This is a genomic window from Listeria monocytogenes, assembly GCF_013282665.1.
GTDB lineage: Bacteria > Bacillota > Bacilli > Lactobacillales > Listeriaceae > Listeria > Listeria monocytogenes_C.
Window position 1 is genome coordinate 1,834,447 of the sequence record NZ_CP054041.1, and the last position, 26,437, is coordinate 1,860,883.

General features: G+C 38.4%; 31 protein-coding genes. 26 read left to right on the forward strand and 5 right to left on the reverse strand.

Features of this window, described 5'->3' with window-relative positions; translation table 11 throughout:
• Positions 1 to 80 precede the first annotated feature (80 nt).
• A complete protein-coding gene (locus HRK21_RS09195) occupies positions 81 to 1,688 on the forward strand; it encodes a MucBP domain-containing protein (protein WP_070006301.1) in 1,608 nt (535 codons plus the stop codon).
• An 85-nt stretch (positions 1,689 to 1,773) separates the two neighbouring features.
• On the opposite strand, the gene HRK21_RS09200 is transcribed toward HRK21_RS09195, so the two are convergent.
• The 3 genes from HRK21_RS09200 to HRK21_RS09210 all read right to left on the reverse strand — a co-directional run bounded on the left by HRK21_RS09200 (position 1,774) and on the right by HRK21_RS09210 (position 3,852).
• Complete coding sequence (locus tag HRK21_RS09200; protein ID WP_069888209.1) at positions 1,774 to 2,082, reverse strand: carboxymuconolactone decarboxylase family protein; 309 nt, start codon at positions 2,080 to 2,082, stop codon at positions 1,774 to 1,776.
• 62 nt (positions 2,083 to 2,144) lie between these two features.
• Positions 2,145 to 2,960 (reverse strand): pyridoxine/pyridoxal/pyridoxamine kinase, encoded by an 816-nt coding sequence (gene pdxK / locus HRK21_RS09205; protein ID WP_003738335.1) that lies wholly within the window; start codon positions 2,958 to 2,960, stop codon positions 2,145 to 2,147.
• Positions 2,961 to 2,985: 25 nt separating this feature from the next.
• Complete coding sequence (locus HRK21_RS09210) at positions 2,986 to 3,852, reverse strand: Cof-type HAD-IIB family hydrolase (protein WP_003738336.1); 867 nt, start codon at positions 3,850 to 3,852, stop codon at positions 2,986 to 2,988.
• A 173-nt stretch (positions 3,853 to 4,025) separates the two neighbouring features.
• On the opposite strand from HRK21_RS09210, the gene HRK21_RS09215 reads away from it, so the two are divergent.
• The 8 genes from HRK21_RS09215 to HRK21_RS09250 all read left to right on the forward strand — a co-directional run bounded on the left by HRK21_RS09215 (position 4,026) and on the right by HRK21_RS09250 (position 9,591).
• Entirely contained in the window at positions 4,026 to 4,589 is a 564-nt protein-coding gene (locus HRK21_RS09215) for a maltose acetyltransferase domain-containing protein (protein WP_003738337.1), read from the forward strand.
• Positions 4,586 to 4,849, forward strand: coding sequence for a DUF5327 family protein (locus HRK21_RS09220; RefSeq protein ID WP_070006300.1), 264 nt, complete (start codon positions 4,586 to 4,588; stop codon positions 4,847 to 4,849). The genes HRK21_RS09215 and HRK21_RS09220 overlap by 4 nt, the downstream gene beginning before the upstream one ends.
• 9 nt (positions 4,850 to 4,858) lie before the next feature.
• The gene (locus HRK21_RS09225) at positions 4,859 to 5,236 is read left to right on the forward strand and encodes a DUF423 domain-containing protein (protein WP_069888211.1); all 378 of its coding nucleotides are present in this window, start codon (positions 4,859 to 4,861) and stop codon (positions 5,234 to 5,236) included.
• 113 nt (positions 5,237 to 5,349) lie between these two features.
• The gene (locus HRK21_RS09230) at positions 5,350 to 6,285 is read left to right on the forward strand and encodes an ABC transporter ATP-binding protein (protein WP_003738340.1); all 936 of its coding nucleotides are present in this window, start codon (positions 5,350 to 5,352) and stop codon (positions 6,283 to 6,285) included.
• Positions 6,278 to 7,048: an ABC transporter permease gene (locus tag HRK21_RS09235; protein WP_003738341.1), complete on the forward strand. Its 771-nt coding sequence runs from the start codon at positions 6,278 to 6,280 to the stop codon at positions 7,046 to 7,048. The genes HRK21_RS09230 and HRK21_RS09235 overlap by 8 nt, the downstream gene beginning before the upstream one ends.
• A gap of 256 nt (positions 7,049 to 7,304) precedes the next feature.
• Positions 7,305 to 8,189, forward strand: coding sequence for an SDR family oxidoreductase (locus HRK21_RS09240; protein WP_077952728.1), 885 nt, complete (start codon positions 7,305 to 7,307; stop codon positions 8,187 to 8,189).
• 18 nt (positions 8,190 to 8,207) lie between these two features.
• Positions 8,208 to 8,384, forward strand: a complete 177-nt coding sequence (locus HRK21_RS09245) for a DUF2188 domain-containing protein (protein WP_003738343.1) — start codon at positions 8,208 to 8,210, stop codon at positions 8,382 to 8,384.
• Between the two features lie 784 nt (positions 8,385 to 9,168).
• Positions 9,169 to 9,591, forward strand: coding sequence for a DUF805 domain-containing protein (locus HRK21_RS09250; protein ID WP_003738344.1), 423 nt, complete (start codon positions 9,169 to 9,171; stop codon positions 9,589 to 9,591).
• A 38-nt stretch (positions 9,592 to 9,629) separates the two neighbouring features.
• On the opposite strand, the gene HRK21_RS09255 is transcribed toward HRK21_RS09250, so the two are convergent.
• On the reverse strand, positions 9,630 to 9,839 hold the full coding sequence (locus tag HRK21_RS09255) for a lmo0673 family protein (protein WP_003721793.1): 210 nt from the start codon (positions 9,837 to 9,839) through the stop codon (positions 9,630 to 9,632).
• A gap of 18 nt (positions 9,840 to 9,857) precedes the next feature.
• Entirely contained in the window at positions 9,858 to 10,778 is a 921-nt protein-coding gene (mogR, locus tag HRK21_RS09260; protein WP_070006298.1) for a motility genes transcriptional repressor MogR, read from the reverse strand.
• A gap of 370 nt (positions 10,779 to 11,148) precedes the next feature.
• Here mogR and HRK21_RS09265 point away from each other — a divergent pair, with 370 nt between their 5' ends.
• The 17 genes from HRK21_RS09265 (at position 11,149) to HRK21_RS09345 (ending at position 26,425) form a co-directional block, all read left to right on the forward strand.
• Positions 11,149 to 11,463: a hypothetical protein gene (locus HRK21_RS09265; protein ID WP_003729398.1), complete on the forward strand. Its 315-nt coding sequence runs from the start codon at positions 11,149 to 11,151 to the stop codon at positions 11,461 to 11,463.
• Positions 11,456 to 12,223 (forward strand): flagellar type III secretion system pore protein FliP, encoded by a 768-nt coding sequence (locus HRK21_RS09270; RefSeq protein ID WP_003738346.1) that lies wholly within the window; start codon positions 11,456 to 11,458, stop codon positions 12,221 to 12,223. Before HRK21_RS09265 ends, HRK21_RS09270 begins: the two co-directional genes overlap by 8 nt.
• Positions 12,224 to 12,235: 12 nt before the next feature.
• A complete protein-coding gene (locus tag HRK21_RS09275; protein ID WP_003718817.1) occupies positions 12,236 to 12,508 on the forward strand; it encodes a flagellar biosynthetic protein FliQ in 273 nt (90 codons plus the stop codon).
• A 2-nt stretch (positions 12,509 to 12,510) separates the two neighbouring features.
• On the forward strand, positions 12,511 to 13,272 hold the full coding sequence (locus tag HRK21_RS09280; protein WP_003733160.1) for a flagellar biosynthetic protein FliR: 762 nt from the start codon (positions 12,511 to 12,513) through the stop codon (positions 13,270 to 13,272).
• 15 nt (positions 13,273 to 13,287) lie between these two features.
• Positions 13,288 to 14,334: a flagellar type III secretion system protein FlhB gene (gene flhB / locus HRK21_RS09285; RefSeq protein ID WP_070006297.1), complete on the forward strand. Its 1,047-nt coding sequence runs from the start codon at positions 13,288 to 13,290 to the stop codon at positions 14,332 to 14,334.
• Between the two features lie 46 nt (positions 14,335 to 14,380).
• Positions 14,381 to 16,456, forward strand: coding sequence for a flagellar biosynthesis protein FlhA (locus HRK21_RS09290; protein ID WP_070006296.1), 2,076 nt, complete (start codon positions 14,381 to 14,383; stop codon positions 16,454 to 16,456).
• Between the two features lie 21 nt (positions 16,457 to 16,477).
• On the forward strand, positions 16,478 to 17,701 hold the full coding sequence (gene flhF, locus HRK21_RS09295; RefSeq protein WP_070006295.1) for a flagellar biosynthesis GTPase FlhF: 1,224 nt from the start codon (positions 16,478 to 16,480) through the stop codon (positions 17,699 to 17,701).
• Positions 17,698 to 18,477: a flagellar basal-body rod protein FlgG gene (locus HRK21_RS09300; RefSeq protein WP_003738350.1), complete on the forward strand. Its 780-nt coding sequence runs from the start codon at positions 17,698 to 17,700 to the stop codon at positions 18,475 to 18,477. Before flhF ends, HRK21_RS09300 begins: the two co-directional genes overlap by 4 nt.
• 28 nt (positions 18,478 to 18,505) lie before the next feature.
• Positions 18,506 to 19,294 carry a CheR family methyltransferase gene (locus HRK21_RS09305; protein WP_003738351.1) on the forward strand — a complete coding sequence of 263 codons (789 nt, stop codon included), beginning with the start codon at positions 18,506 to 18,508 and terminating at the stop codon, positions 19,292 to 19,294.
• A gap of 25 nt (positions 19,295 to 19,319) precedes the next feature.
• Complete coding sequence (locus HRK21_RS09310) at positions 19,320 to 19,655, forward strand: DUF3964 family protein (RefSeq protein WP_003738352.1); 336 nt, start codon at positions 19,320 to 19,322, stop codon at positions 19,653 to 19,655.
• 26 nt (positions 19,656 to 19,681) lie between these two features.
• A complete protein-coding gene (motA, locus tag HRK21_RS09315; protein WP_069888216.1) occupies positions 19,682 to 20,533 on the forward strand; it encodes a flagellar motor stator protein MotA in 852 nt (283 codons plus the stop codon).
• The gene (locus tag HRK21_RS09320) at positions 20,493 to 21,320 is read left to right on the forward strand and encodes a flagellar motor protein MotB (protein ID WP_070006294.1); all 828 of its coding nucleotides are present in this window, start codon (positions 20,493 to 20,495) and stop codon (positions 21,318 to 21,320) included. Before motA ends, HRK21_RS09320 begins: the two co-directional genes overlap by 41 nt.
• Before the next feature lie 9 nt (positions 21,321 to 21,329).
• A complete protein-coding gene (locus HRK21_RS09325; protein ID WP_003730252.1) occupies positions 21,330 to 21,830 on the forward strand; it encodes a hypothetical protein in 501 nt (166 codons plus the stop codon).
• Between the two features lie 22 nt (positions 21,831 to 21,852).
• Entirely contained in the window at positions 21,853 to 23,766 is a 1,914-nt protein-coding gene (gene gmaR / locus HRK21_RS09330) for a transcriptional anti-repressor GmaR (RefSeq protein WP_069888219.1), read from the forward strand.
• Between the two features lie 12 nt (positions 23,767 to 23,778).
• Positions 23,779 to 24,687 (forward strand): chemotaxis protein, encoded by a 909-nt coding sequence (locus HRK21_RS09335; protein WP_003724426.1) that lies wholly within the window; start codon positions 23,779 to 23,781, stop codon positions 24,685 to 24,687.
• 239 nt (positions 24,688 to 24,926) lie between these two features.
• The gene (locus tag HRK21_RS09340; RefSeq protein ID WP_003738355.1) at positions 24,927 to 25,790 is read left to right on the forward strand and encodes a FliC/FljB family flagellin; all 864 of its coding nucleotides are present in this window, start codon (positions 24,927 to 24,929) and stop codon (positions 25,788 to 25,790) included.
• Between the two features lie 275 nt (positions 25,791 to 26,065).
• Positions 26,066 to 26,425, forward strand: a complete 360-nt coding sequence (locus HRK21_RS09345; RefSeq protein WP_003721812.1) for a response regulator — start codon at positions 26,066 to 26,068, stop codon at positions 26,423 to 26,425.
• The last annotated feature ends 12 nt before the right edge of the window (positions 26,426 to 26,437 follow it).

Sequence of the window (26,437 nt, forward strand, 5' to 3'; positions counted from 1 at the left end):
ACTTTAAAAATCAAGTGAGACCTATATGATAATTACAGCTTTTAGAAAACTTGAAATTATAAAGTTGAAGGGGCAAAAAAATGAAATTAGATAAAATAGGAGCAATATTTCTCGGTACAGCTTTAGTTTTCCAGGCACCATTCCAAGTTTTTGCAACGAGTTTAAATGGAGAAGAAAAAGAAGCTGCTGCGCCAAAAATATCCGTAAACAAGCAAGGCTTAACTGCTACTAGTGATTTAGAACAAACGATTGGAGAAGAAATGACTAAAAAGATACATCTTCAAGATCAAGCATTACCAAACAATGAATGGGGTAGCTATATTTCTGATGTGAAAGTAACATTATCCAATATGGACGGAATTAGCTATGCAGTGAAATATGGACCGTTAAGTGAAGACGGTACGCACTATCAATATGCAGATATAACACTTTCCGGAACACCAACAAAAGCTGGAACAGGCAGCATTAGCCTTGAATATTACGACGGGGCAGGTAACGGTGGAGTTTACAATTATTCGGTAAACACAAAATCCAAAATAACGATTCAATATGTAGATAGTAATGGAAATAAATTAGCAGAGGATACAGTGAAAACGGGAGATTTAAATACAGCTTATACCTCTGAACCAAAAACGATTGATGGATATGAAGTAGATGAGACAAAACTTACTAGCAATCAAAATGGTCAGTTTGCTGAAACTAATCAAACAGTTACGTACACCTACTCAAAAACGAAAAGTGAAGTAAATAAAGGAACGGTCGGTATTTCATTTTATACTCCTGATGGTAGCCGCCGGGAACTTAAGTCCGCATTAGACTTAAGTTATGCCTACCCAGATGGTGTCCCAACAGACACAGTAACATTCGGTGATTTAGCAAAAAATACAACTTATAAAGATTTAAGAAATACGCCTGATGCGCCTACTCTTTTATGGAACGATTTGCTACATTACATGGTAGACTACATGAACGGCGATATAGATGCTGCTCAATTTGAAGAGGCAGTTGGGCTAACACCAGCGAATTTTGATTTAGATTTTATTTCACGAAACTTTGAAGGATATAAATTTGATGAAGCGATGTATCAAGAAAATCTAAGCAAATTAGTCACTTTTGAGCAAGATGGTGATCAAGTTGATTTGCAAGTACCATTTAAGAAAGTAGAAGTTGGCGTGGATATTACTGTAAAATACGTAGACTCAGAAGGAAATGAATTAGCATCTGTAGAAACGTTGAGTGGGGATGTGGGTGATAACTATACTTCAGAAGCAAAAACGATTGATGGTTGGACTTTACAGGAAACACCTAATAATGCAACAGGAGTGTTTAGTAAAGAGGCACAAACGGTTACGTATGTTTATGAAAAAAATGATGATACAGATGTCACACCGGCTCCTGACAATTCAGCAGATACAAATGATGACAGTAACTCGACGGATAATACTGCGACAACAGATGATAATAGCAGCAGTACGGTGAAAGAAAAGGCGCAAACAAAAGCAAGTAGTCCAAAGGCAGAAAAAGTAAACACACAAGAAAGTACTTCTAACACAGTAAAAACACAACCAAAAGAATCACTCCCTAAAACTGGGGATAGCGTGTTAGAAAGTAGCTTATTGGTAGGCCTGGGTATGCTTATGTTAGGTGGGCTATTTGTATTCCTTCGTAGAACTAGAAAAGTAAAATAAAAAACCGCCCAGTGTTTGGGCGGTTTCAGACTGTAGACAAAGTGAGAAATCATTTTATCTACAGTCTATTTTTTAACGTTATTTATTAAACTTCATCATATGCTTCTAAGGCAATAGGTAGGGCACTTATAACAGTATTTCCTACAGCCGGTAGACCAACAAGAATGGCGCTAATAATCTCATCACGCGTCGCACCGTTTGTCTTTGCCATTTTCACATGAAAAGGGAGTCCGCTTTCTAAGCGAGTGGCAGCCATGACAGCAATGTATGCTAGTTCTTCTGTTTTTTTATCGAGTTTACTTGCGGCGTCTAGTTTATGTACGGTTTCCATCCAGGCAGAGTGTACTTCGGGAGCTTCTTTCGCAAATACTTCAAATGATTTGCTTACTTTCATTGAACTCATCTCCTAACTTTTATTATAATAAAAAACCGCCCAAGCACTGGGCGGTTTTCGTATTATCTATTTTCTGCTTTATTATAAGCGCCATGCCAAACAGGACCGATGAATTCGTTTAGTGCAAATCCACCTTGGATAGCTGCTGTAACAAAGTCTTTTGCTTTTGCGACTGCTTCTTCAACTGTTAAACCTTTTGCAAGTCCAGCTGTGATTGCTGCTGCGAAAGTACAACCAGCGCCGTGATTATGACTTGGAGAGATTTTTTCTACTTCATAGATAGTAAATTCTTTGCCATCATAAAGTAGGTCGATTGCTTTGTCGCTTTCTAGGGCTTTTCCGCCTTTGATAACTACGTATTTAGCACCTAATTCGATGATTTTTTTCGCTGCTTTTTTCATATCATCTAATGTAGTTAATTTGCCAAGACCGGATAATTGACCTGCTTCGAATAGGTTTGGTGTTGTGATTGTTGCTTTTGGAAGCAGTAGGTCGCGGATAGCTTCAGCATTTTCTGGTTGGATTAATTCGTCTTCGCCTTTACAAACCATAACTGGATCGATTACGACATTTTTTAAATCATATTTGTCGATGGCTTCGCGTGTCGCTTTAATGATATCAATTGATCCTAGCATGCCTGTTTTCATTGCGTCAACAGGACCGCCAGAAAGGATTGTTTTTAGTTGCTCGCGAACAAGTTGCGCATCAATTGGAGTAACGCCGTGTGCCCAGTTGTTGTCTGGATCCATTGTTACGATGGTTGTGATTGCGCTAAAACCGTATGTGCCGTATTCTTCAAACGTTTTTAAGTCTGCTTGTAAACCAGCACCACCACTTGAATCAGAACCTGCAATAGTTAATGTTTTTTTGATTGTCATTCGTGTTTCCTCCTATAAATAAACTTTAGTCATTTGTTTCTAACATTTTATAGATGGCTGCTGCAACGCCGTGCTCATCATTCGAAAGGGTTACGTGTTTTGCAAGGTCTTTGACTTCTTCTTCGCCGTTACCCATAGCAACACTATAACCAGCCATTTTTAACATCGAAATATCATTCATATTATCTCCAATTGCAAAAGTTTCATCAAGTGTTACGCCTAATTTTTCTACGTAATATTGTAAAGAAATCCCTTTTTGTGCTTCGCGGTGAGTGATTTCAATATTATCAGAGAAAGAAGATGTAACGGATAGTTCGGAATCTTTTTCTAGTTTTTGTTTGGCTTTTGCAAGAATGTCTTTATCAGAAGAGAAGGAAATGAATTTTAGAATGGTTAAATCTTTATTGCCTAAAATACGCTCTACATCTGGAATTTCGTGAACGTCCTTGGATTCAAAACGTTCTTCTACTTTATCCATAATGGTTTCTGCGGGAACATCTGGGTGGATGCGTTTGTGCATTTCAATCATAAATTCTTTGCCACGAGCTTTATCTGTTGTGATTGGACCCATATCAGTGAAAAATTCGGTATACATACCTAGTTCAGTCAATGTGTTGTAAGTGTTTCTTGCTAGGTTTCTATCGATCGGATGTTGCAAAATGATTTTGCCGTGTTCGTCACGAATTTCTGCACCATTCATACAAATTGCTGGTGCATATAAATTAGCTTTATTAATTAACCCCATTGCATCGTCATACATACGTCCGGTGCAAAGAACAAAATGAATGCCTTTGGCGCGGGCTTTTTCGATTGCCTCGACGTTTTCTTGTGCAATCTCGATATCAGAGTTAAGTAGTGTGCCATCCATGTCTGAAGCAATAACTTTAATCATAATATTAAATTCCTCCCCAATTTTACCTACTTTACTAGAATATCATTTTTTTAAGAAAAATGCACAAAAGGTAGCTGCGCGTAGTTTTTTGAGTGGAGCGATTACTTTACTATATTTCTGTGATTCATTTAGTTATAATGAATAAGAATAAAACGTGGATAGGATGTGTCAGGATGAAAACAGAACTAGAAAAGATGATTGCAGGAGAAATGTATGATCCTAGCGACAGAGAGCTTGCACACGGAAGAAATCGTGCACGTAAGTTCTGCAGAGAGATTAACGATACAATGGATTCAGAGTCCCGTGCAAGCGTGCTGAAGCGCCTATTCGGCGGAACGAAAGAGAAAGTTTATGTAGAACCTGATTTTCGTGTTGATTACGGTTCTAATATTTATGTAGGCGAAAACTTTTATGCTAATTTTGATTGTGTTATTTTAGATGTTTGCGAAGTACATATTGGCGACAACTGTATGTTGGCGCCGGGTGTTCATATTTATACAGCGACGCATCCGCTTGATCCGGTGGAGCGCAATAGTGGATTAGAGCTCGGTAAACCAGTCGAAATTGGCGATAATGTCTGGATTGGGGGACGTGCAATTATTAATCCGGGCGTGAAACTTGGAAATAATGTCGTTGTTGCTTCAGGTGCGGTTGTCACGAAAAGTTTCCCCGATAATGTCGTTCTTGCCGGCAACCCAGCACGCGTTATTAAAACAATTGAGGTTGAGGAAAAATGATTATTGCAGATGTAAAGATTTTTGAACAAATGGAAAGTGAATTAGCGAAAGCAAAAGCAGCAACAACAAAAGCAAGCCAAGATAAGCATTTGCACGGCTTGATGCTTCTTGTTCAACTTGCTAAAACGGGCGACGATAAAACTGCGGCTGTAGAACCGATTGCTATTCAGCCAACAGAACCGGCGCCAATTGCAAGTATGGATGGCACAAAAATAGAGTTAGAAGACGGCGCGAACGGAGACTCGTTGCTTGATTTTTAGGGGGTAACTATGAAGAAAACAATAATTACTGGAGCCATTTTTGCAGGGCTGGCAGTTTTGCTGGGGGCTTTTGGGGCACATGCTTTAAAAGATGTGCTTGGCAGTTATGCGAGTACTTGGGAAACCGGCGTTCAGTATCAAATGTTTCACGCAATTGGCATTTTAATCGTTGGGATATTAATGGAAAAACAAGCTAGTCGGCTTTACACATGGGCAGCCATTTTATTCTCGGTTGGAATTGTCTTTTTCTCGGGTAGTTTGTATGTGTTAAGTATTTCTAAAGTATCTGTTTTAGGTGCGATTACGCCTATTGGTGGTGTTTGTTTTGTCGTCGGTTGGTTCTTGCTTATTTTAGGAGTATCAAGAAGAACGATGAGCAGATATTAATTAAAAAATGATCGTCTTTTCGCACTATTTTGCGTGGAAGACGATTGTTTTTTCTTATTGGCGAATAAGTGCTAAAATAAAGGAATCATAATTTATAAGGAGACAGCAATTACATGACTTATGCACTTGAAATAAAAGGGTTAAGAAAAATTTATTCCACTGGGGTCGAAGCGTTACGCGGTGTGGATTTAACGGTAGAAGAAGGAGACTTTTATGCGCTCCTTGGACCTAATGGTGCCGGTAAATCAACGACTATCGGTATTATTACGTCGTTAGTTAATAAAACATCTGGTCAAGTAAGCGTATTTGGCTATGATCTCGATACAGATATTGTTCGGGCTAAACAACAGATCGGGCTAGTTCCGCAAGAGTTTAATTTTAATCCGTTCGAAACGGTTCAGCAAATCGTTGTTAACCAAGCTGGCTATTACGGTGTTTCTCGTAAGGAAGCCATCAAACGTAGCGAAAAATATTTAAAGCAATCGAATTTATGGGAGAAGCGGAATGAACGCGCGCGGATGCTCTCGGGCGGGATGAAACGCCGCTTGATGATTGCGCGTGCTCTCATGCATGAACCGAAGTTACTTATTTTAGATGAACCGACTGCTGGTGTCGATATTGAACTGAGACGCGAGATGTGGACATTTTTAAGAGAGTTAAACGAAAGCGGTACAACGATTATTTTGACGACGCATTATTTAGAAGAAGCAGAGATGCTCTGTCGCAATATCGGTATTATTCAATCTGGGGAGTTAATTGAAAATACAAGCATGAAATCATTACTTGCTAAATTGCAATTTGAGACATTTATTTTTGATTTAGAACCGTATGATGAATCTTTTGAAATCACAGGTTATAACCATGTGTTTGAAGATAAACAAACCTTATCTGTGGAAGTGGAACGTAATCAAGGAGTGAATCATATCTTTGAACAATTAAGCGAACACGGCATTAAAGTGCTTTCGATGCGCAATAAATCTAATCGCCTCGAAGAACTATTTTTGAAAATTACCGAAGAAAAACATCAAGTGGGGGAGAAACATGTTTAATCTATATTTTACAGCGTTAAAAAGTTTAGCGGCGAAAGAAACGAATCGCTATATGCGAATTTGGGTGCAGACACTCGTGCCGCCAGTTATCACGACTTCGCTTTACTTTATTATTTTTGGGAAAATGATCGGTAGTCGCATTGGGGATATGAATGGCTTTTCCTACATGGAGTACATTGTACCGGGGCTGATTATGATGTCTGTTATTACGAGTTCTTACGCTAATGTATCATCTTCCTTTTTCTCGCAAAAGTTTCAGAAAAATATTGAAGAAATTCTTGTTGCGCCGGTGCCAACCCATATTATTATTTGGGGCTTTTTGATTGGTGGGATTGGTAGAAGTGTTTTAGTTGGAGCACTTGTCACGCTTATTTCGATGGTGTTTGTGCCAATTCACATTCATTCTTGGACGATTGGTATTATTACTTTCTTAATGACGGCGATTTTATTTTCACTCGCGGGTCTTATTAACGGGATTTTCGCTAGATCATTTGATGATGTATCCATTGTTCCAACTTTTGTCTTACAACCGTTAACGTACCTAGGTGGCGTATTTTACGCGATTTCAATGTTACCACCAATCTGGCAAGCGATTTCTAAAGTGAACCCGATTGTCTATATGATTTCCGGATTCCGCTACGGTTTCCTAGGTGTTACAGATGTACCAGTAGCAATTTCTCTATCCATTCTTGTTGTATTTAGTGCCGTTCTTTACTCGATTTGTTGGTATTTAATCAGTAAAGGACGAGGGCTTCGAAGTTAATAAAAATTTTAAAAGAGAGAGCGGGTTTCCGTTCTCTTTTTTTCATATTTACTACAATTCTTTTTCAATTTGATGTTAAACGTTTTAGCGTAAAGTAGGAGGGAAGACATAAAGTAATGGGGGGAATGAAAATGGGAAATAAAAAAGTGAAGCGAAAACTTGGCGCTAATATTTGGTGGATACTTATATTAGCCATTTTAATAATCTTCGTAGCTTATCTAGTCATGGGTTACGTTGCAAAAATATAGGAGGTTTTATGATGAATAAAGAAAATCCACTAAACAAATACCATACGGGAAAATTTGAAAAACAACGACAAGATTATCCCGGTTTGCAAAGTAAAATGACGCCTGTTCCAGATACAGGTGAGTCGAGCTACCAAGGGGCGAATAAATTAGCCGGAAAGAAAGCTTTTGTTACAGGTGGCGATTCTGGGATTGGTCGAGCTGCTGTGATTGCATATGCTAGAGAAGGCGCCGATGTAGCGATTAATTATCATCCAGACGAAGAAGTCGACGCACAGGAAGTTAAAGCGATTGTTGAGGATGCTGGACAGAAATGTGTCTTATTACCAGGTGATTTACGAAAAGAAGGCTTAGCAAAAGATTTAGTAAAAAAAGCATATAACGAGTTAGGTGGACTAGACATTCTAGTGCTGAATGCTGGTCTACAACAATATCAATTAGATATTCAAAAACTTCCAGCTGAACAACTACGTGATACATTTGAAGTGAACGTTTTTTCCGTTGTGTTCGCAATTCAAGAAGCACTTAATTACTTAAAAGCAGGAGCAAGCATCATTTTAACGTCCTCCATTCAAGGCGTGAAACCAAGTGCGCACCTTGTTGACTATGCAATGACAAAAAGCAGTTTGATTTCATTAACCAAAAGTTTAGCGGCGCAACTAGGAGAAAAAGGCATTCGAATTAATGCAGTTGCGCCAGGTCCAATTTGGACGGCGCTACAAATCTCTGGTGGACAGCCTCAAGATAGCATTCCAGAATTTGGTCAAGACCAACCACTTGGACGAGCAGGTCAACCAGCAGAACTTGCAAGCGCTTATGTTTTACTAGCATCTGATGAAGCAAGTTACACAACTGGTCAAGTATACGGAATCACCGGCGGAGCACCAATTAACTAAAAAGCGAGGTGGAAAGTTATGCCTTGGAACGAAAAAGATTATCCAGATTCATGGAAAAATCTAAGAAAGACCGAACGTGAAAAGGCAATTGAAATCGGCAACGCGTTACTAAAAGAAGGCTACTCAGAAAGCCGTGCCATCCCAATTGCTACTTCAAAAGCGGAAGAATGGTATGAAAACCATAAAGAATCGTAAGCTGAAAAAGCGCACTTGGAAAGCGTATTATTTTCCGGGTGCGTTTTTTGTTGGGATTGTTTATTGAAACAGGGTGGTTTCTGTTGCATTTTAGTTAAATTCGTCATCTAATTTTAATACTAAATCAGGGTTTGGATTATGTGAGACGGGTATTATATAACCATAAGCAATGACAATGCCATTACTTTTTCTCCCTTTTTTGTAGTGGGTTGTCTTTACTTACCTTAAACTCCCTTTTATACTTTTAGCGGTTGTTAGCAGCCACTAGGAGTATTTTTTTTGGAAATACTAAATATATATAAACACCTCGAACAAGGGAAAGTCCGAGGTGTTCGGCATTTACTGATGCTTATAAATACCACTGGGAATTTTCTAAGTGAACAAAGATATGGATGTTTGGGAAAGCATCCACTCTCAGAATTTACCACAGATAGATGGCGGTATGTTGTAATGTAGTATAAATCATACAAGGAAAGACTTTCTTTTAAAAGGGATATTCATTTTTACTTACTACTACTTACTTTGAAATATGAGATTATATCTATTTTTTATTGGTTTTTAGAAAGTATGAGAAGATTTGTTATATAAAAGCACTTTTTCTGCGGTTTTTTAAGAAATGGGTTTTCTACCTCTCATGAGTTTTAAGACCTACGTCATTAGTCCTGTTTTTGTTTGTGATTTGAAATGTGTCTATTTTATGAATTTTTCTATTTTAACCTTGTGTAAAATATAGATGGCGTATAACCTTAAAGTTATAATAAAATATACTTACACAGGAGGAAATATGGGATTTTTAGAAGCTTATAAATCATTTTGGAGAAATTACGTTAACTTTAGTGGGAGAGCCCCGAGATCAGCGTATTGGTATGTAGTACTTTGGAATATGATTATTTTTGTAATACTATATGCTTTAGCTTTTATTTTTGGTATTTCAGCTATTATGGAAGCTGCTATGGGGGGCACCGGAATAGCTGGCAGTGGTGGTGCAATCGTTCTAGTAATCATTTTATGGCTATACTTGTTAGCGGCTTTACTTCCAACAATCAGTTTAATTGTTCGACGTCTACATGATTCTGGCAAAAGTGGGTTTTTCGTCCTTTTAAGTCTTATTCCGTTTGTTGGCAGTATAATAATTTTAGTATTTATGTGTCTTGAAAGTGATGGACCAAATCAATATGGTGATTTAGAGAGTGAATTTGATATTTAGGTATTAAAAAAGAGCTAGGAGATAATCCTAGCTCTTTTTTAATGGATTCCTTCGCTGACAAGAAACCAATTTACCTGGTTGGTATTAATAAAATATGTTAAGTCGTATTTCGTTAACTCGATACATTTTTCGTTAAAAAGGTTTTTCAAATCTGCTTTTGATAATTCGTGGATGCTGATGTTGTTGATTTTTGCGTCGTCGTCAAGGCGAATAGATTCACCATTTACGGTATAAATTTCGATATACATCGTGCCACCCCTTCTAAATTACATTTGTTTATAATTTTCTTTAAATACACCAAGTTGATTCAGTGTTACAACGAGTTGCTGGCTGAAAAGTGGTAGTGCTTGGATTTGGTCTAAGTCACTAGCATAAGCGAAATCAGCTACTTGTAACACGAGCGTATGGAACGAGTCTGTCATCGTTTCGTTTTGTTGTTTTAAGTAGGAATTTTCCTGTTCCAGTTCTTGGTATTTTGTTTGTAAGTCTTGGTATTTTTTGTCGAGTTCTTCTTTTTGGACAGCAAGGGAGGACAGTGAGTAAATGCTTTTGAGTAAGTCATATACGTTGTTTTCTTCACCTTGGTTTTCGCTTAAAAGTTGGACATTGCTTTTAACGCCGGACAGTAAATCTACCAAGTTTTTTTCGCGTGATTTGTCGTAACTAATTTGTTCTTTGATGGATGTTGGTGCTTTGAATTCAGCTGGTACGACTTTGCCGAAAATGTTGGTTTTTTCTTTTTTCGTATTTTTTTGCGTTTTTCTTTTTCTACCTGGCTTATTTTTAGGAATATCTTCTACTTGGATAAGCTCTTTTTTTAGTTTGTAATAAGTGTTTTGAAGTTGACTTGGCGTTTTTGGAAAAATCCGCAAATCGTTTAGACTGAGCATTTCAGAGATATCAAGGACTTTCATATCTTCTAAAATAGCAATTTGGTAACATGCGGAAAGTAGTTCTAATTCGATTTTTAACCAACTAATGTTGGAATGCATATATTTTTCGATTCCACCGTGTTCTTCAACGGCTTGATAAAATTCAGTGAGTAAATGGTAGATTTCTTCGGCAGTTTTTTCGTCAATGCCAGCTTCTGAAGCCATTTTTTTAATTTCATTAGTAGATGAATTCCCAGGAGTATCTACCTGTTTTTTGATTTCTTGAAGTAATTTTCTTATTTCTGATTTAGGCATACAATCACATACCTCTCTATCCTATAGTATTATTGATTTTCTGTTTATTTTTATAATAACAATATATGTTAGTTGTGTAAAGGGAAGGTGAGTAGGTCAAAAGGATTGGGTATGAAGAACCTTTTTTTGAGCTAAATAGAAAAATATAAATCGAATAATAAGAAGTTTTCCTTTGATACAGCTGTTACACTGGCTGTTTTTTTATTTTTGCGCACAATTTCATTTTTTAAAAAAAGTATAGATTTTTTCTGAATTTGGTGTAAAATTTTATATTGCAGTTACAAAAAACACTTTATTGATATATATTTTGAAAAAATGATTTATTTTTGTAATCTGATGAAGGGAGTGAAAGGTGAATTTACCTTATTGAATGGAATATTTTTTGTCACTTTTAAAAATTATTGTACTTTTAGCAGTTCTTGCGGGGATTTCTTATTTTTTAGTTAAGAAAAACAAGCAAGCAAATCGCACGAGAAAAAGCGAAAATGATCTTATAAAGTTGAAAGACACCCTTTTAATCTCTCATCAGTTACGTGCAGTGCTTCTGGAAGCGGACGGGGAAAAAGTGCTGGCGATTATTTCCAATAATGATATTCGAACGGTGTCATTAAAAGGAAAAAATGACCAAAATGAAGCACTTTTCCGAGAATTACTTTTGAAAGAGGAGACGAAGGAAAATGCGTAAAATAGCTTCTAGACGAGTATTTCAAATTTCTTTTGTTGTTATTTTTGCGATTTCATTGGTTTTCTTTTGGCCGGGTGTGAATGTGCATGCCGAAAGTTGGTTAGATTCACTTGGTGTGAATGGGACGGACGGGGTTAATTCTAGTGTGGCGCTGTTTGTACTAGTCACGGTCCTTTCTTTGTCTGCATCCATTGTATTAATGTTCACACACTTTACTTACTGTATTATCGTTCTCGGTTTAACGAGGCAGGGGCTTGGTGCAACGAACTTACCGCCCAACCAAGTGCTTGTTGGACTGGCGCTATTTTTATCGTTGTTTATGATGCAGCCACTGATTACTGCTTGGTATGACGATGTATATAAACCTTCGCAAAAAGAAGAGTGGAGTGCGTCGAAAGTTTGGGATGAAACACAGCCGCTTCTGACAAAATATGTTGCGGAAAATACATATAAGCATGATATTAACATGATGTTGAAAGCAGAAGGAGAAGATCCGGTTACAAAAAAAGAAGATGCTCCGCTTATGGCTTTGATGCCTGCTTTTATTTTGACACAGATTACCCAAGGCTTTTTAACTGGGATGTTTATATACTTAGCGTTTATTTTTATAGATTTAATTGTTAGTACATTACTGATGTATCTTGGGATGATGATGGTACCGCCGATGACCATTAGCTTACCATTTAAGATTCTTGTTTTTATTTTCATCGGTGGGTATGGGCTGATTACCAACATGATTTTTCAAACAATTCACTTTTAAGGGAGTAGCAAAATGAATTTAACGCCGATTACGCAAATATTTCAAGATTTTTTCTATAGTGGGCTGGCGCTTATTTTGCCGGTGTCGCTCATTTGTATCGTGGTAGTGATTGTGGTGGCGATTTTGATGGCAATGATGCAAATTCAAGACCAATCGCTGACGTTTTTACCGAAGATTATTGCTTTTGTAGTGGCGCTCTTTATTCTTGGACCGTGGATGTTTGAACACATGACGGATTTATTTGTAGGAATCTTTTCCAAATTACCCCTGATGATTAGGGTGTAAACATGGAGTTTGAATTTTTTCTTGCGGTAGTGATTGTTTTCAGCCGAGTTGCCAGTTTTTTATTTTTCTTTCCGCTTTTAAAAGGGCGTAACATTCCAAATAGTGTCAAAGTGGTGTTTGGGATGGCAATATCTATCCCCGTTGCAACGTGGGTAGATGTTTCTGGAATCACGACGCTACCTGATTTGCTTCTCCGAGTCACATCTGAAGTGGTATTTGGACTAGCGCTAGCAAAATTAGTAGAGATTATCGCGGTAATCCCGAAAATGGCTGGTTTTATGATTGATTATGATTTAGGTTTTTCGCAGGTGAACTTGATTGACCCTTCTTACGGAACGCAGAACTCGATTACGGCTGCGATTTTAGATACCTTTTTTGTAGTAATATTCTTGTCGCTACAAGGAATGGATTACTTAATTTATTATTTAATGAAATCGTTTGAATTTACGGCTTCGGTTTCGATTTTATTTGAAAAAGGGTTTATTGATTTGCTCCTTGGGACGCTTGGTTTTGCACTTGCTTCCGCGGTGTCGATTGCGCTCCCGATTATGGGTAGTATTTTTATCGTTAATATCATTCTTGCTTTTATCTCTAAGAGCGCTCCGCAAATTAACATTTTTATGAATGCATTTATTATCAAAATTACGTTTGGGATTTTCATCCTTGCGTGCGCGGTACCTATCTTGAGTACAGTTTTTAAAAATTTGACAGATGAGATGATTCAACAATATGTGTCGTTTTTTGATTATTTACTGAAAAAATAGGGAGGAGAGAAAAGCTTGGCGAAGGATAATAAAACGGAAAAAGCAACGCCGCGCCGCATTAAGAAAGCTCGAAATGAAGGTAATGTGGCGAAAAGTAAAGAACTAAATAATGCTTTTTCATTATTAATTGTAGCTGGGCTTCTTTATTTTTTTGGAGAAATGTTTATCAAAAATACCATCCAAGCTTTTGTTGCCCTTTTGAAACAGCCTCCAAAGCTTGCCAACATGGAAAGTTATAGTTTGTTTTACGTAATGGAGTTTGGAAAAGTGTTGATGCCGATTATGGTGATGGTTGTGATTTTCGGATTGATGAATTATGGCGTGCAAGTCGGGATTTTATTTTCCGCGAAAGCAGTGAAACCACAATTCAAACGGCTAAATCCGGCGAACTACTTTAAGCGAGTGTTTAGTGTGAAGGGAATTGTCGAGGTGGTGAAAGCGCTACTTTTAATTACATTGCTTTCATACGTGGCGTATATTGGCTTTCGAGATCATCTAGACACGCTCATTAGTTACACCGGGCAAAATTGGCTCTACTCACTCGGACAAATTTTTGCTTTATTCAAAAATGAATTTCTGGCGCTCTTTCTTGTAATCGCGGTAATCGGACTGCTCGACTTCTTTTACCAGCGCTATGATTATAAAAAAGGCTTGCGGATGTCGAAGCAGGAAATTAAGGACGAAATGAAAGATTCAGAAGGTCGACCGGAAGTGAAACAGCGCCAAAGAAGCATTGCACGGGGACTTCTCCAAGGTTCGATTACGAAAAAAATGGCGGATGCGACGTTTGTGGTTAATAATCCGACCCATATCTCGGTTGTGATGCGTTATGACAAAACAAAAGATCATGCACCGAAACTACTCATTAAAGGGGAAGACGAGCTGGCACTTTTTATTCGTCAGGTGGCGGATACGGACGGGGTGCCAATGATTACAAATAGACAGCTGGCGAGAAGTATTTACTATACGACGAATCCAGATGAATACATACAAGAAGATTTATATAAAGATGTTATTGAAGTGATGAAAGAATTGATGGACGCAGACAAAATCAAGTTCTAACAACATATGAGCGACCTTTCTAATCTTAGAAAAGGCAGGTTTCAAAATGGGGAATTTAGGTGCTATAAAAAAATATTTTGCTATCTTGATTGCGGTATCGTTTGTTGTTGCACTTATTGTGCCATTACCTCCATTTGTATTGGATTTAGTGCTTGTGACAATTTTGGCGTTCTCAGTGTTAGTTTACATGCGTGCCACATCAATTAAAGATTGGAATGAATTAAAGTCATTTCCGTCTTTACTACTTTTGATGGGGATATTTAGGGTTTCGATAAATATTTCGACGACGCGGGCGATTTTAACCACTGGTGATCCAGGACAAGTAATTAAACAATTTGGGAACTTTGTTATTGGTAGTAATTTTGTCGTTGGGATTGTTATTTTCATTATTCTAATCGTCTTTCAGTTTATTGTGGCAAATGGTTCTTCGCGGACAGCGGAGGTAGCAGCAAGATTTACGCTAGATGCTTTGCCGGGTAAACAAATGGCGATTGATGCAGATTTGAATCAACGGTTGATTACAGAGCCAGAAGCCAAAGAAAAACGGGCTTACTTGAATATGGAAACCGAATTCTACGGAGCGATGGACGGAGCTGGGAAATTTGTAAAAGGGGACGTTCTTTTTACTGTTTTGCTTGCAGTTGTCAATATTGTATTCGGTTTAATTGTCGGAATGGTCCAAGGTGGGCTTTCGTTTGGGGAAGCTGCGGTGAAATATACAGAGTTAACAATCGGGGACGGCATCGTGAGCCAAATTGGTTCACTTTTAATGGCGATGTCTGCTGGGGTTATTGTTACTCGGGTATTTGACGGATCGGATGATAACGTTGCGGTCGGGATTTTCAAAGAATTAATGCAAAACTCGGTGGTTGTTTATACCCTTGCTGCCATGTTTATCTTAATGGGCGTATTTAGTCCACTACCTACAATTCCATTTGTTGGGATTGGCGTCGTGCTTGGTATCATCGGCTATCGTACGCAATTTAATTTAAAGAAAAAAGAGCAGTTGGAACTGGAAAAAGAAATGGAATTGATTCAGTCGGAAACGAATTCGGCTGAGGCGGAGCACAACCAAGCATTTGGCGCAGCACGAGAAAAATTCCCTGTAGTTGTTGAACTTGGCTTAAACATTGCGGCCCTTGTGAAACAAAAAATGAACGGAGAAACGGCAAAAGATAAAGTTGTCTTAATGCGGAAATCGATTTTACAAGATTTAGGTATTGGGGTTCCGGGGATTAATTTTAAAGATAATACGAGTTTTCAGCCGCGTGGGAAATACGAGATTAAGGTCAAAGGTGTGGCTGTTGCGAGTGGTGTTCTGAAGGCGGGGCATTTACTGGCACTGAAAACACCAGGTGTGATGATGGATCTTGATGCGGAGCCGACCAAGGATCCGATTTTCGGGGAAGATGGTTATTGGATTTTGCCGGGCGAACTAGAAGATGCACAAATGAAAAACTATCAGGTGCTCGAGCCGCTTAGTATTTTAATTACGCATTTGGATGTCGTGTTACGGAAGAACTTGCATGAACTTTTGATGCGTCAGCAAATTAAAGATTTAATTGATGGTCTTGCTGATGAAAATCAAATTTTGATTGATGAAATTAAGAAAAAAGAAATTGATTATTCGCTGATTCAAGGGGTGCTGCGACAACTTTTGAAAGAAGGAATTTCGGTTCGTGATTTACCAACGATTGTCGAAGGGATTATTGACGGTCAAACGATTTATCCAAATGATCTTGATGGAATTACGGCGTTTGTCAGGGAGCGAATTTCGAAAGTCATTTGTGAGCAAGCGAAAAACCAAGACGGCAAAATTTATGCGCTACTTTTACAAGATTCGATTGAAATGGATACGGAAATTGTTAACACGCCTTACTATGGCTACGCGCTAAACTGGGCACTCGACAAAGAGCTACCAATCATTCAAAAAGTAAGAGATACCGTGAATAAAGCACAACTTACTGGGCGTGAACCCGTCATTTTAACAAGGCGGAAAGATTTTCGATTTGGCTTTGTGCGAGTTTTAGAAAGATATCAATTGGACGTGCCGGTGCTCTCCATTAGTGAGTTATCGCCAGAAACAGAAGTGGAGCAAATTGCACTGATTGAACCAACTTGATGAGGGAGGTAATCCGTAGAAATGGGAAAACATTTAGTAGAAAAGATGGAAATTTTTAAGGCAAACTCCAAGCGAGAAATACATAAAAAGATTCGCTTAGTCACGAATGAGCCTTATAAAATTACGGATGAACGTGTCACAAAGCTTGGAATTTTTAAGAAACAGTATGAAGTGACGGCGGTTATTATGAGTGAAGTGGCGATAGCGGACGGTCGAATGGACTTCCAAGAAACATTTCAAAAATCGGTTGTGAAAACGAGACCAAAAACAGGTGACTTGTTGAGAAAGGAAAAGTTACTGGAAATGCTTGCTGCGGGAGCGGAACTGGCACAATCAACGCCGCTTTTAGAAGAAAGGAAAACACAAGAAGAAGAATTATCAGCGATGCGTCTCGAACTAGCAGCTTTAAATCGTGAGCTTGCGGTGAAAATGCGCGAGGAGCGTGAACAAAACAGTGATTTCGTGAAGTTTTTGAAGGGTCGCGGAATTAGTGATACGTATGTGGCGGACTTTATGCAGGCTGGACGGAAGCAATTTAAGCAAGTAGAAACGGCGCATTTGGATGATATTACGGATTGGTTTATTCCTTATTTATCCGGAAAATTAGCTGTGGAAGATTCGTTTGATTTAAGCAACCACCGAATTATTTCCTTGATTGGACAAACGGGTGTTGGGAAAACGACCACGCTTGTGAAACTTGGATGGCAGCTGTTAAAACAAAATCGAACAGTAGGTTTTATTACAACAGATACTTTTCGATCAGGTGCAGTGGAGCAGTTCCAAGGTTATGCGGACAAACTCGATGTGGAACTTATCGTTGCGACGAGCCCGGCTGAACTAGAAGAAGCTGTGCAGTATATGACGTACGTTAATTGCGTGGATCATATTTTGATTGATACGGTTGGGAGAAATTATTTAGCCGAGGAATCTGTGAGTGAAATTTCTGCGTATACGGATGTTGTTCATCCAGATTTAACCTGTTTTACATTTTCTTCTGGAATGAAAAGTGCGGATGTGATGACAATTTTACCAAAATTAGCTGAAATTCCGATTGACGGTTTTATTATTACAAAAATGGATGAAACAACACGCATTGGCGATTTATACACTGTGATGCAAGAAACGAATTTACCAGTGTTATACATGACAGATGGGCAAAATATTACGGAAAATATTTTCAGACCAAAGAGTCGTTGGTTAGCGGAGCGGTTTGTTGGGACGGATAGAAGGCAGGTGCTGGAATGAAGGGATTATATATTGGTGCAGCTGGGATGATGAACTATATGCAACACATTCAAGTGCATTCGAATAACGTGGCTAACGCGCAGACACCGGGTTTCAAGTTTGATCAACTTACGAGTGAAGTGATTTCGAGAAACAAAGTGAACTATCAGAATGGGCCTGTCACTAGGCAAGTTGGGACAATTGATTACGGCGTTCGGCCTGCTGCAACGCATATTAATTTAACGGCGGGATCAAGCTATATTACGAACCGCGACCGAGATTTCTTTATGCAAGACACGGATCCTACGCAAGGAAGTAATTTTTTCATTACAGCTAAAAATGGTGAAATTTCCCTTTCACGTGGCGGACAGTTTCACTCCGATCAGTTCGGTTTTCTGCGGACAGCAGATGGCGCTAATTTACTCAGTGCAACTGGAGAAGCGATTCAAGTGGGGCAAAAAACGTCGATTCGTGCCGAAGCAAATGGTGATTTATACAATGCGGAAACCAATCAGTACTTGGGCCGTCTTGGAACTAAATTTGTTTCTGCTAATCAAGCAGATAGCTTGGTGAAAGACGGGGAAGGTAGACTTCATGTAAATGGTATAAACACAATGAACTTACCAGCTGGACAAGGGATTATCCAAAATGGAGTTATCGAAACGTCTAATGTTGATTTAGGCGTAGAAATGGTACAACTTATGGATAACCAGCGTATGGTACAAGCTTCAAAAAATGTCGTCAATATGTTCGATAAAGTGTACGACAAAGAAGCAACCGGATTAATTCGTCAGTAAAGGCCTAGCTAGGGGGAGGAGAAAAAGAATGATTCCAGATTTGGAAAAGGATTATCTTTACTTTACTCGTGTCGTCAAAAGGGACTTAGGTTTAGATTTAGCGCTTTATAAAGAAACGCAAATGAAACGTCGAATTTTATCTTTTATCGTGAAGAAGCAATATATTACTTTTGGAGAATTTTTCAAACATCTCAAAAAAGATGCCGTTCTTTTGGATGAGTTCATTAGTTTGATTACGATTAATGTTTCGTCGTTTTTCCGTAATCGCAATCGTTGGGATGCGCTGGAAAAACAAGTACTTCCAAGATTACTTGAAGATAGTCGCGGAAAACTCCGGATTTGGAGTGCGGCTTGTTCATCTGGAGAGGAGCCTTACTCGTTAGCGATGATGATGGAACGCTCAGTTGGCACAAGGCATTATGACATTTTAGCCACAGACCTCGAGCCAGCGATTTTAAAGCGCGCGGTCATTGGAGAATATCAAAGTCGCCAAATGGAAGAACTAAATGAACAAGAACGTCATACGGCATTTGTTGAAAAAGGAGATACATATCAAATTTTACCTAAATATCGAAAGTCGATTCGTTTTAGACGGCACGATTTGTTGACCGATTATTACGAAAAAGGCTTTGATTTAATTGTTTGTCGCAATGTGTTGATTTATTTCACAGCAGAAGGTAAACACCAAGCATATCAGAAGTTTGCAGAGTCACTAAGACGGGGCGGCGTTCTTTTCATCGGAGGATCAGAACAAATTTTGAATCCAGCTGATTACGGGCTTGCCACATTAAATAATTTTTTCTACATAAAAACCTAGCAAAAAAAGAAATGGAGTTGGTTAGATGGGACGAATAGAAAACATAAAAAAATTAGCGTTTTTTGAGGACAAACCAGGACTCGCAGAACAAATTCTCATGCTTGAAAAGAAAACACAACTTTTCTTACCGAATGAATTTGAAATTAGACAGACAGTTGGCTATGAAATCGGGGAGAAAGAAGTTATTCTAGGCCGGCTAGAGTCGTTTTATTTCCTCGCTTTAAAAGGTGTGGAAGAAGAGAATTACCGCTCGCAAGCATTTGCCAGTGAAGCGGATGCTAAAGCGTTTTTCGTTCATTTACCTGAAATGGAAAACGAGTTAGTTGCTTTTTGGTTAAATGAAGTGGAATTAGTTCGCTGAAATAAGTAGGTGGGAGATGAAGTAACGTGGAAATAACAACGATTATAGGACTTGTGTTGGCAGTGATAGTCATTGCAGGTTCGTTCATGATTCAAAATATATCACTGGCGATGTTATTTAGCGCTGAAGCTTTAATTGTCATCATTCTTGGGACAATTACGGCCGTTATGATGGCGCACCCATGGAGTGATGTAAAAGTAGTACCAAAACTATTTAAAATTCTTTTTACAAAAGAGAAAATGCCGGACAAAGTGGAAGTACTTGTGCAATACAAAGAATACGCAGATGAAATTAGGCGTAGCGGCGTACTTGCGCTGGAAGATTCTGTCGACGAAATTGAAGATTCATTTATGAAACGAGGAATGCGCTTAGTTGTAGATGGACAGTCTTCTCCAGAATTTTTGCGGGATGTTTTGGAAGAAGAAGTTGCGAGTATGGAAGAACGCCATGCTGCTTATGCCAAGATTTTTGCATCAGCCGGAGCATATGCCCCGACGCTCGGTGTACTTGGAGCAGCAATGGGACTCATTCATGCGATGGGCGAAATGTCGAACCCAGACAAACTTAGCGAAGCAATAGCCGCTGCGTTTGTTTGTACGATTTTCGGTATTTTCACCGGTTACGTGCTTTGGACGCCATTTGCCAATAAATTAAAAGTGAAATCACAAAAAGAAGTGCATTTGAGATATATGATGATTGAGGGAGTCGTCGCGCTTCAAGAGCGAAATGCACCACGTGTTGTGGAAGAACGTTTATTATCTTTTTTAAGTCCAAAAGAGAAAGATGTGCTGCGAAATGGAAAAGGGAAGAAAACGAGAGAAGTGGAGGAAATTGAGCGTGGCCAAGCGTCGCAAGAAACCGCAGGAGGAACACGTTGATGAAACGTGGTTAATTCCATATAGTGATTTGCTGACACTTTTACTTGCGCTGTTCATCGTTCTGTTTGCCTCCAGTTCCGTTGATGCTAAGAAGTTCGAACAAATGGGAAATGCATTTAAGAAAATTGTAGAAGAAGGTGCAGCAGGCAATCAAGCATATGTATCCAAAGGAAAAGGACCGGATGATCCAAATGTGAATGCAGTCTTGAAGGCGATGGAAGAGCAGGATAAAAAGAAAGAAGCAACCGAACAAGAGAAAGCTAAAAAAGCAGCAGCGGCCTTACTTAAAAAGCAAAACGAAGAAAAGATTGAAGCCTTTAAAAAACAAATTGATAGTTATATTGCAGCAGAACATTTGGGAGCAAAAATGACAACGAAATACTCGGATGAAGGGCTTTTGATAACTATCCGAGATGATATTTTATTCCAGTCAGGAAGTGCAGAATTAACAGCAGGAAAACGCGAGATTGCCAAAGAAATCGGCGAACTATTTGCACAAGGAAAAGGAACGATGGAAGGGATTGTTTCTGGACATACCGATAATGTGCCAATAAGTACTTCGATTTATTCTTCCAATTGGGAACTGAGTGTCGCGCGTGCCGTTAATTTCATGGAAGCAATCATTCAAGAAAACAGCGAAGTAAACCCAGGCGAGTTCAGTGCTCGTGGTTACGGGGAATTCAGGCCCGTTGCTAAAAATGATATCGCAGCAAATCGTGAAAAAAATCGGCGTGTAGAAATTATGGTGCGCCCAATTAATCGCGATACGCTAGATGAAGAGGAGTAGGTGAAGTGTTTGCAACTTTTTTTAAGCGGTTCGCATACGTTAACCGATTATGACAAACAAGAAATTCAAGCATACCTCGAAAAATTTGCACCAGTGAACCACATTCACTTGCTTTGTTATAAGTCGATTGAAAATGAAGTGTTACAATTTTTCTTGAAAAAAGAGCATCTGGCTCCGCGACTGTCGATTTACACTTTTGCACCGAAAGAATGTTTGCCAGAGCCGTTTTTATCGACCATAGACTACCTGGAACGTCTAGGCAGTAGCTATCAGTCATTTGGTTATTTCGATACAGTGATTGCAAAGCCGACTTATGAGAAATTCTTAGCACAAATTGTTAGTAAAATGGATTTGGTTTGTTGTTTTTATAACGGGGATAAGCCGACTGATGTGATACCAGTCGATGTAGCGAAATCGTTCGATGTTCAAAGTATGATTTATGATTTGCCAAAAGCGAAGAAACATCTACTGCACCGAGCGAGCAGCGATAAAATAAAATTAGTGAATTAATTGATAGAAAGAGGGAAGGTTCATGCGGCCGTTAATTTCGATTTGTATGATAGTCAAAAATGAAGCACATATTTTGCGACAAAGTTTAGCGTCTTTTAGAAAATTTACAGAAGAAATCATTATTGTAGATACAGGTTCCACTGATAAAACCAAGGAAATCGCACAAGAATTCACTGATTTTGTCTATGACTTTGAATGGACTGGCAATTTTTCTGATGCAAGAAACTTTGCTGCCAAACATGCAACGGGGAAATGGATTTTAGCGATTGATGCAGACGAATGTTTGGAAGAAGAAAGTTATCGAAAATTAGAAAAACAGTTAAAATCACCAATCGACCCAATTCAAATGGCGCAAATCATTAGCTTTACAGGGGAAAAAGGACGAGTAACAACAACGAACCAAATGGCACGAGTTTATAAAAATGATGGTACGATTTGCTTCCGAGGCGTCATTCATGAACAACTAGAAGCGGTAGACAAGCACCCGATTGCAGCTGGAGTTGCTGAATTAAAAATTTATCATTATGGCTATATGTCGGAAATTGTCGAAAAACAAGACAAATCAGACCGTAATTTACGTTTATTAGAAAAAGAAGTAAAAAATAATAAAAATAGTGGCTTTGTGCATTTTAACATCGGGCAAGAAATGAATCGACTTGGCAACAAAAAGGAAGCGCTGAAAGAATTTTCCGAAGCGTTCCGCCTACGCGACCACAATCATTATATTTGGGCGAAACTAAGCGCTTATCATATTGCCGAGCTACTAGAACAAGAAAAGCGCTATGACGAAAGCTTGGCAATCATCGAAGAAGCAAGAATTATTTGGCCAAACGTACCAGAATTCCCACTAAAAAAAGCCAATATTTTATATGTAAATCACCAACTTGAGGATGCGAAGGAAATTTATCAAAGTTTGCTAGAAAACACGGAGATTGACTATCAACCAATCGTGTTGTACGAAGCAACCAACTTCATGCCGCACAAAATGCTTGGAACGATTTACTTAGAAGAAAAAGATTACACGCGCGCCATGACTCATTTTTCTAAAGCCTATGCGGAAAATAGTTCTGATTACGGTGTGATGTTCCAAATGATTATGCTGCTTAGCAAATTCCATCAACCAAAAGAAATTTTCTCCTTTATGGAACGTCATCACTTTATTGCTAGCACAGAAACTGGCTTGCGCTTACTTTCGATGACAACACAACAAGGTTACGCGGAATTGTCCGAACTAATCGTTCAATCGCTAACCGATGTGTATCCGCCAGTCGCAGAAGCAACAGAAGTGAAGATTGCAACGATTCGTAACGTTTTCCCAGTAATTAGCGAGTCGGCTATTTTATTCGGTATCAAGGAAGAATTAATTGATGCGGCGGATTTATGTTTGTGGCATTATGAAAATCCACAATTACCAATCGAACGTGTTATGAAAAATAGCGATGTTGGTGAAATTTATGACTTTATCTTTGAAAATGGTCCGAGAATCAGCAAGAAACGTTATTTATTCGTGTTAGAACGGGCGATTGCACTTGGAAAAGGCGAGTTTGCTGATTACTTATTGGCACTTCGTAGCGTTTACCATGACAGCATCAACAGCCATATTGCAGACTTATTTTTCCAATATGATTTTGCAGATATCGCGCTTGATTTCTACAATATCGTCGATGCAGATGAAGTGACAAAGCAAGGATATATCAACTTAATTAATTATTTAGTAGATGCTGATGTACTGGATGAGGCGCTTGCGATTGCTGAACGTGGCATCGATAATTTTAGTACCGATTTTCGCTTTTACCTTTGGGCAATCAAAATCGATACTGAAAATCGCGCAAATCGAATCAGCGAGGCAATGGATGAATTCCCGAATAATCGCTATTTAGCAAAACTTTTGGATGAAGTTACCATGCTTCAAGACACTGTTACAAACAATCGATAGGAGGCCAGTAATATGACAGAAGAAAAAGGAATTTTACTACAAAGTGGAACAAATGAATTAGAAATTGTTACATTTACTGTTGGCGAAAACTTATTTTGTATTAACGTTTTAAAAGTGAAAGAAATTATTCATCCGCTCGAAGTAACTCCTGTACCAGATTCGAACCCGGCAATTGAAGGCGTTTCCCAAGTTCGCGGCGAAATTATGCCAGTTGTGAACCTTGCTCGTGTGATGAAATTGCCAGAAATCGAGCCGGAAAATACGAAATTCATTATCACGGAACTAAACCAAATGAAAATTGTTTTCCGTGTCGATGAGGTTCATCGCATCCAACGTATTTCGTGGGAACAAATTGAAGAACCAGAAAAACTATCGATTGGTTTAGAAGAATTAGCAGTTGGTATCGTAAAACTTGACGGTAATTTAGTACTCTTACTTGATTATGAAAAAATTATTTACGAAATTAGTGGAAATGCTGATTTTGCTGTCACAGGTGAAGACCGTATGGCGCGAAAAGTAAATCGTGAAGAGAAGACAATCTTTATTGCCGAGGACTCACAAATGTTGCGTCAACTACTTGAAGATACGCTACATGAGGCTGGCTATACGAATCTGCAATTTTTTGCTAATGGGCGCGAAGCACAAGAACATATTTTCAAATTGCTCAAAGAACAAAAAGAGCAAACTTTTGAAAATGTGAACTTGTTAATCACCGATATTGAAATGCCACAAATGGACGGACATCATTTAACAAAAGTAATCAAAGAAGATGAAATTGGTCGTGAATTGCCAGTGGTTATTTTCTCGTCGTTAATTACAGAAGATCTGGAACATAAAGGTGCTGGTGTTGGAGCCGATGCGCAAGTAAGTAAACCCAATATCCATCAACTTATTAATATTTTAGATGAGCTAGTTTTATAAAAAGAAGTGTTTGAACAACCTTTTCTGTTCAAACACTTCTTTATTTTATTTTTTAAAAAGCGAAATGTAAAAACGGGAAAACGTTGATATAAAGCCGAATTTTCATTTTTTCATAAATAAAAATAACTTATTTTTATATTTTTAACAAAAAACATTTGATTTTTTAAAAAAATGAAGATATAATAAAGCATATAGAGAAGAGAAGTCTTTTCTAAACCGAATGTAGGAGGGAAACACAAATGAAAGTAAATACTAATATCATTAGCTTGAAAACACAAGAATATCTTCGTAAAAATAACGAAGGCATGACTCAAGCGCAAGAACGTTTGGCATCTGGTAAACGTATTAACAGTTCTCTTGATGACGCTGCTGGTCTTGCAGTTGTTACTCGTATGAACGTTAAATCTACAGGCTTAGATGCAGCAAGCAAAAACTCATCCATGGGTATTGACTTGTTACAAACAGCGGATTCAGCTCTTAGCTCCATGAGTTCAATCTTGCAACGTATGCGTCAATTAGCAGTACAATCTTCTAACGGTTCATTCAGTGACGAAGATCGTAAACAATATACTGCTGAATTCGGTAGCTTGATTAAAGAACTTGATCACGTTGCTGACACTACTAACTACAACAACATCAAATTATTAGATCAAACTGCTACAAATGCTGCTACTCAAGTAAGCATCCAAGCGTCTGATAAAGCTAATGACTTAATCAATATCGATCTTTTCAATGCGAAAGGTCTTTCTGCTGGAACAATCACTTTAGGTAGTGGTTCTACAGTTGCTGGTTATAGTGCATTATCTGTTGCTGATGCTGATTCTTCTCAAGAAGCAACGGAAGCAATTGATGAATTAATCAATAACATTTCTAACGGTCGTGCGCTTCTAGGTGCTGGTATGAGTCGTCTTAGCTACAATGTATCTAACGTGAACAACCAATCCATCGCAACTAAAGCATCTGCTTCCTCTATTGAAGATGCAGATATGGCTGCTGAAATGTCCGAAATGACTAAATACAAAATTCTTACACAAACATCTATCAGCATGCTTTCTCAAGCAAACCAAACACCGCAAATGTTAACTCAATTAATTAACAGCTAATAACATATCAAATTCATTTATCGAACATTGTTTACCCTTAGCTCCTCGTCACCCCGGACGAGGGGCTTTTCTTTTTTATTTATAAAAATATTTTTGGATTAGAAATAGGGCACAGCGCCAAAGTTAAGCTAGTTAACTATTTTTTAAATAATTTTATTATAAAAAACGGATATTTTTTAAGAAAAAGGTAGAAATTGTCCTATTTTTATTATAAAATGATATTATGCGATTTTTTTAAAAAATATTTATAGGTATAGGAATGGGAGTTGTATTTTATGTTGAAGTTGTTGATTGTCGACGATGCAATGTTCATGCGTACGATGATTAAGAATATCGTGAAAGATAGCGATTTTGAAGTAGTTGCGGAAGCGGAAAATGGGCTGGAAGCAGTGAAAAAGTATGATGAAGTAAAACCGGATATCGTGACACTGGATATTACAATGCCAGAAATGGACGGATTAGAAGCACTTGCCCAAATTATGGCGAAAGATCCATCAGCAAAAGTAATTATGTGTTCTGCGATGGGCCAACAAGGTATGGTTGTTGATGCCATTAAAAAAGGTGCCAAAGACTTTATCGTAAAACCTTTCCAAGCGGACCGGGTTTTAGAGGCGTTAGAAAAAGCAGCTAAGTAGAGAAATGGAGGT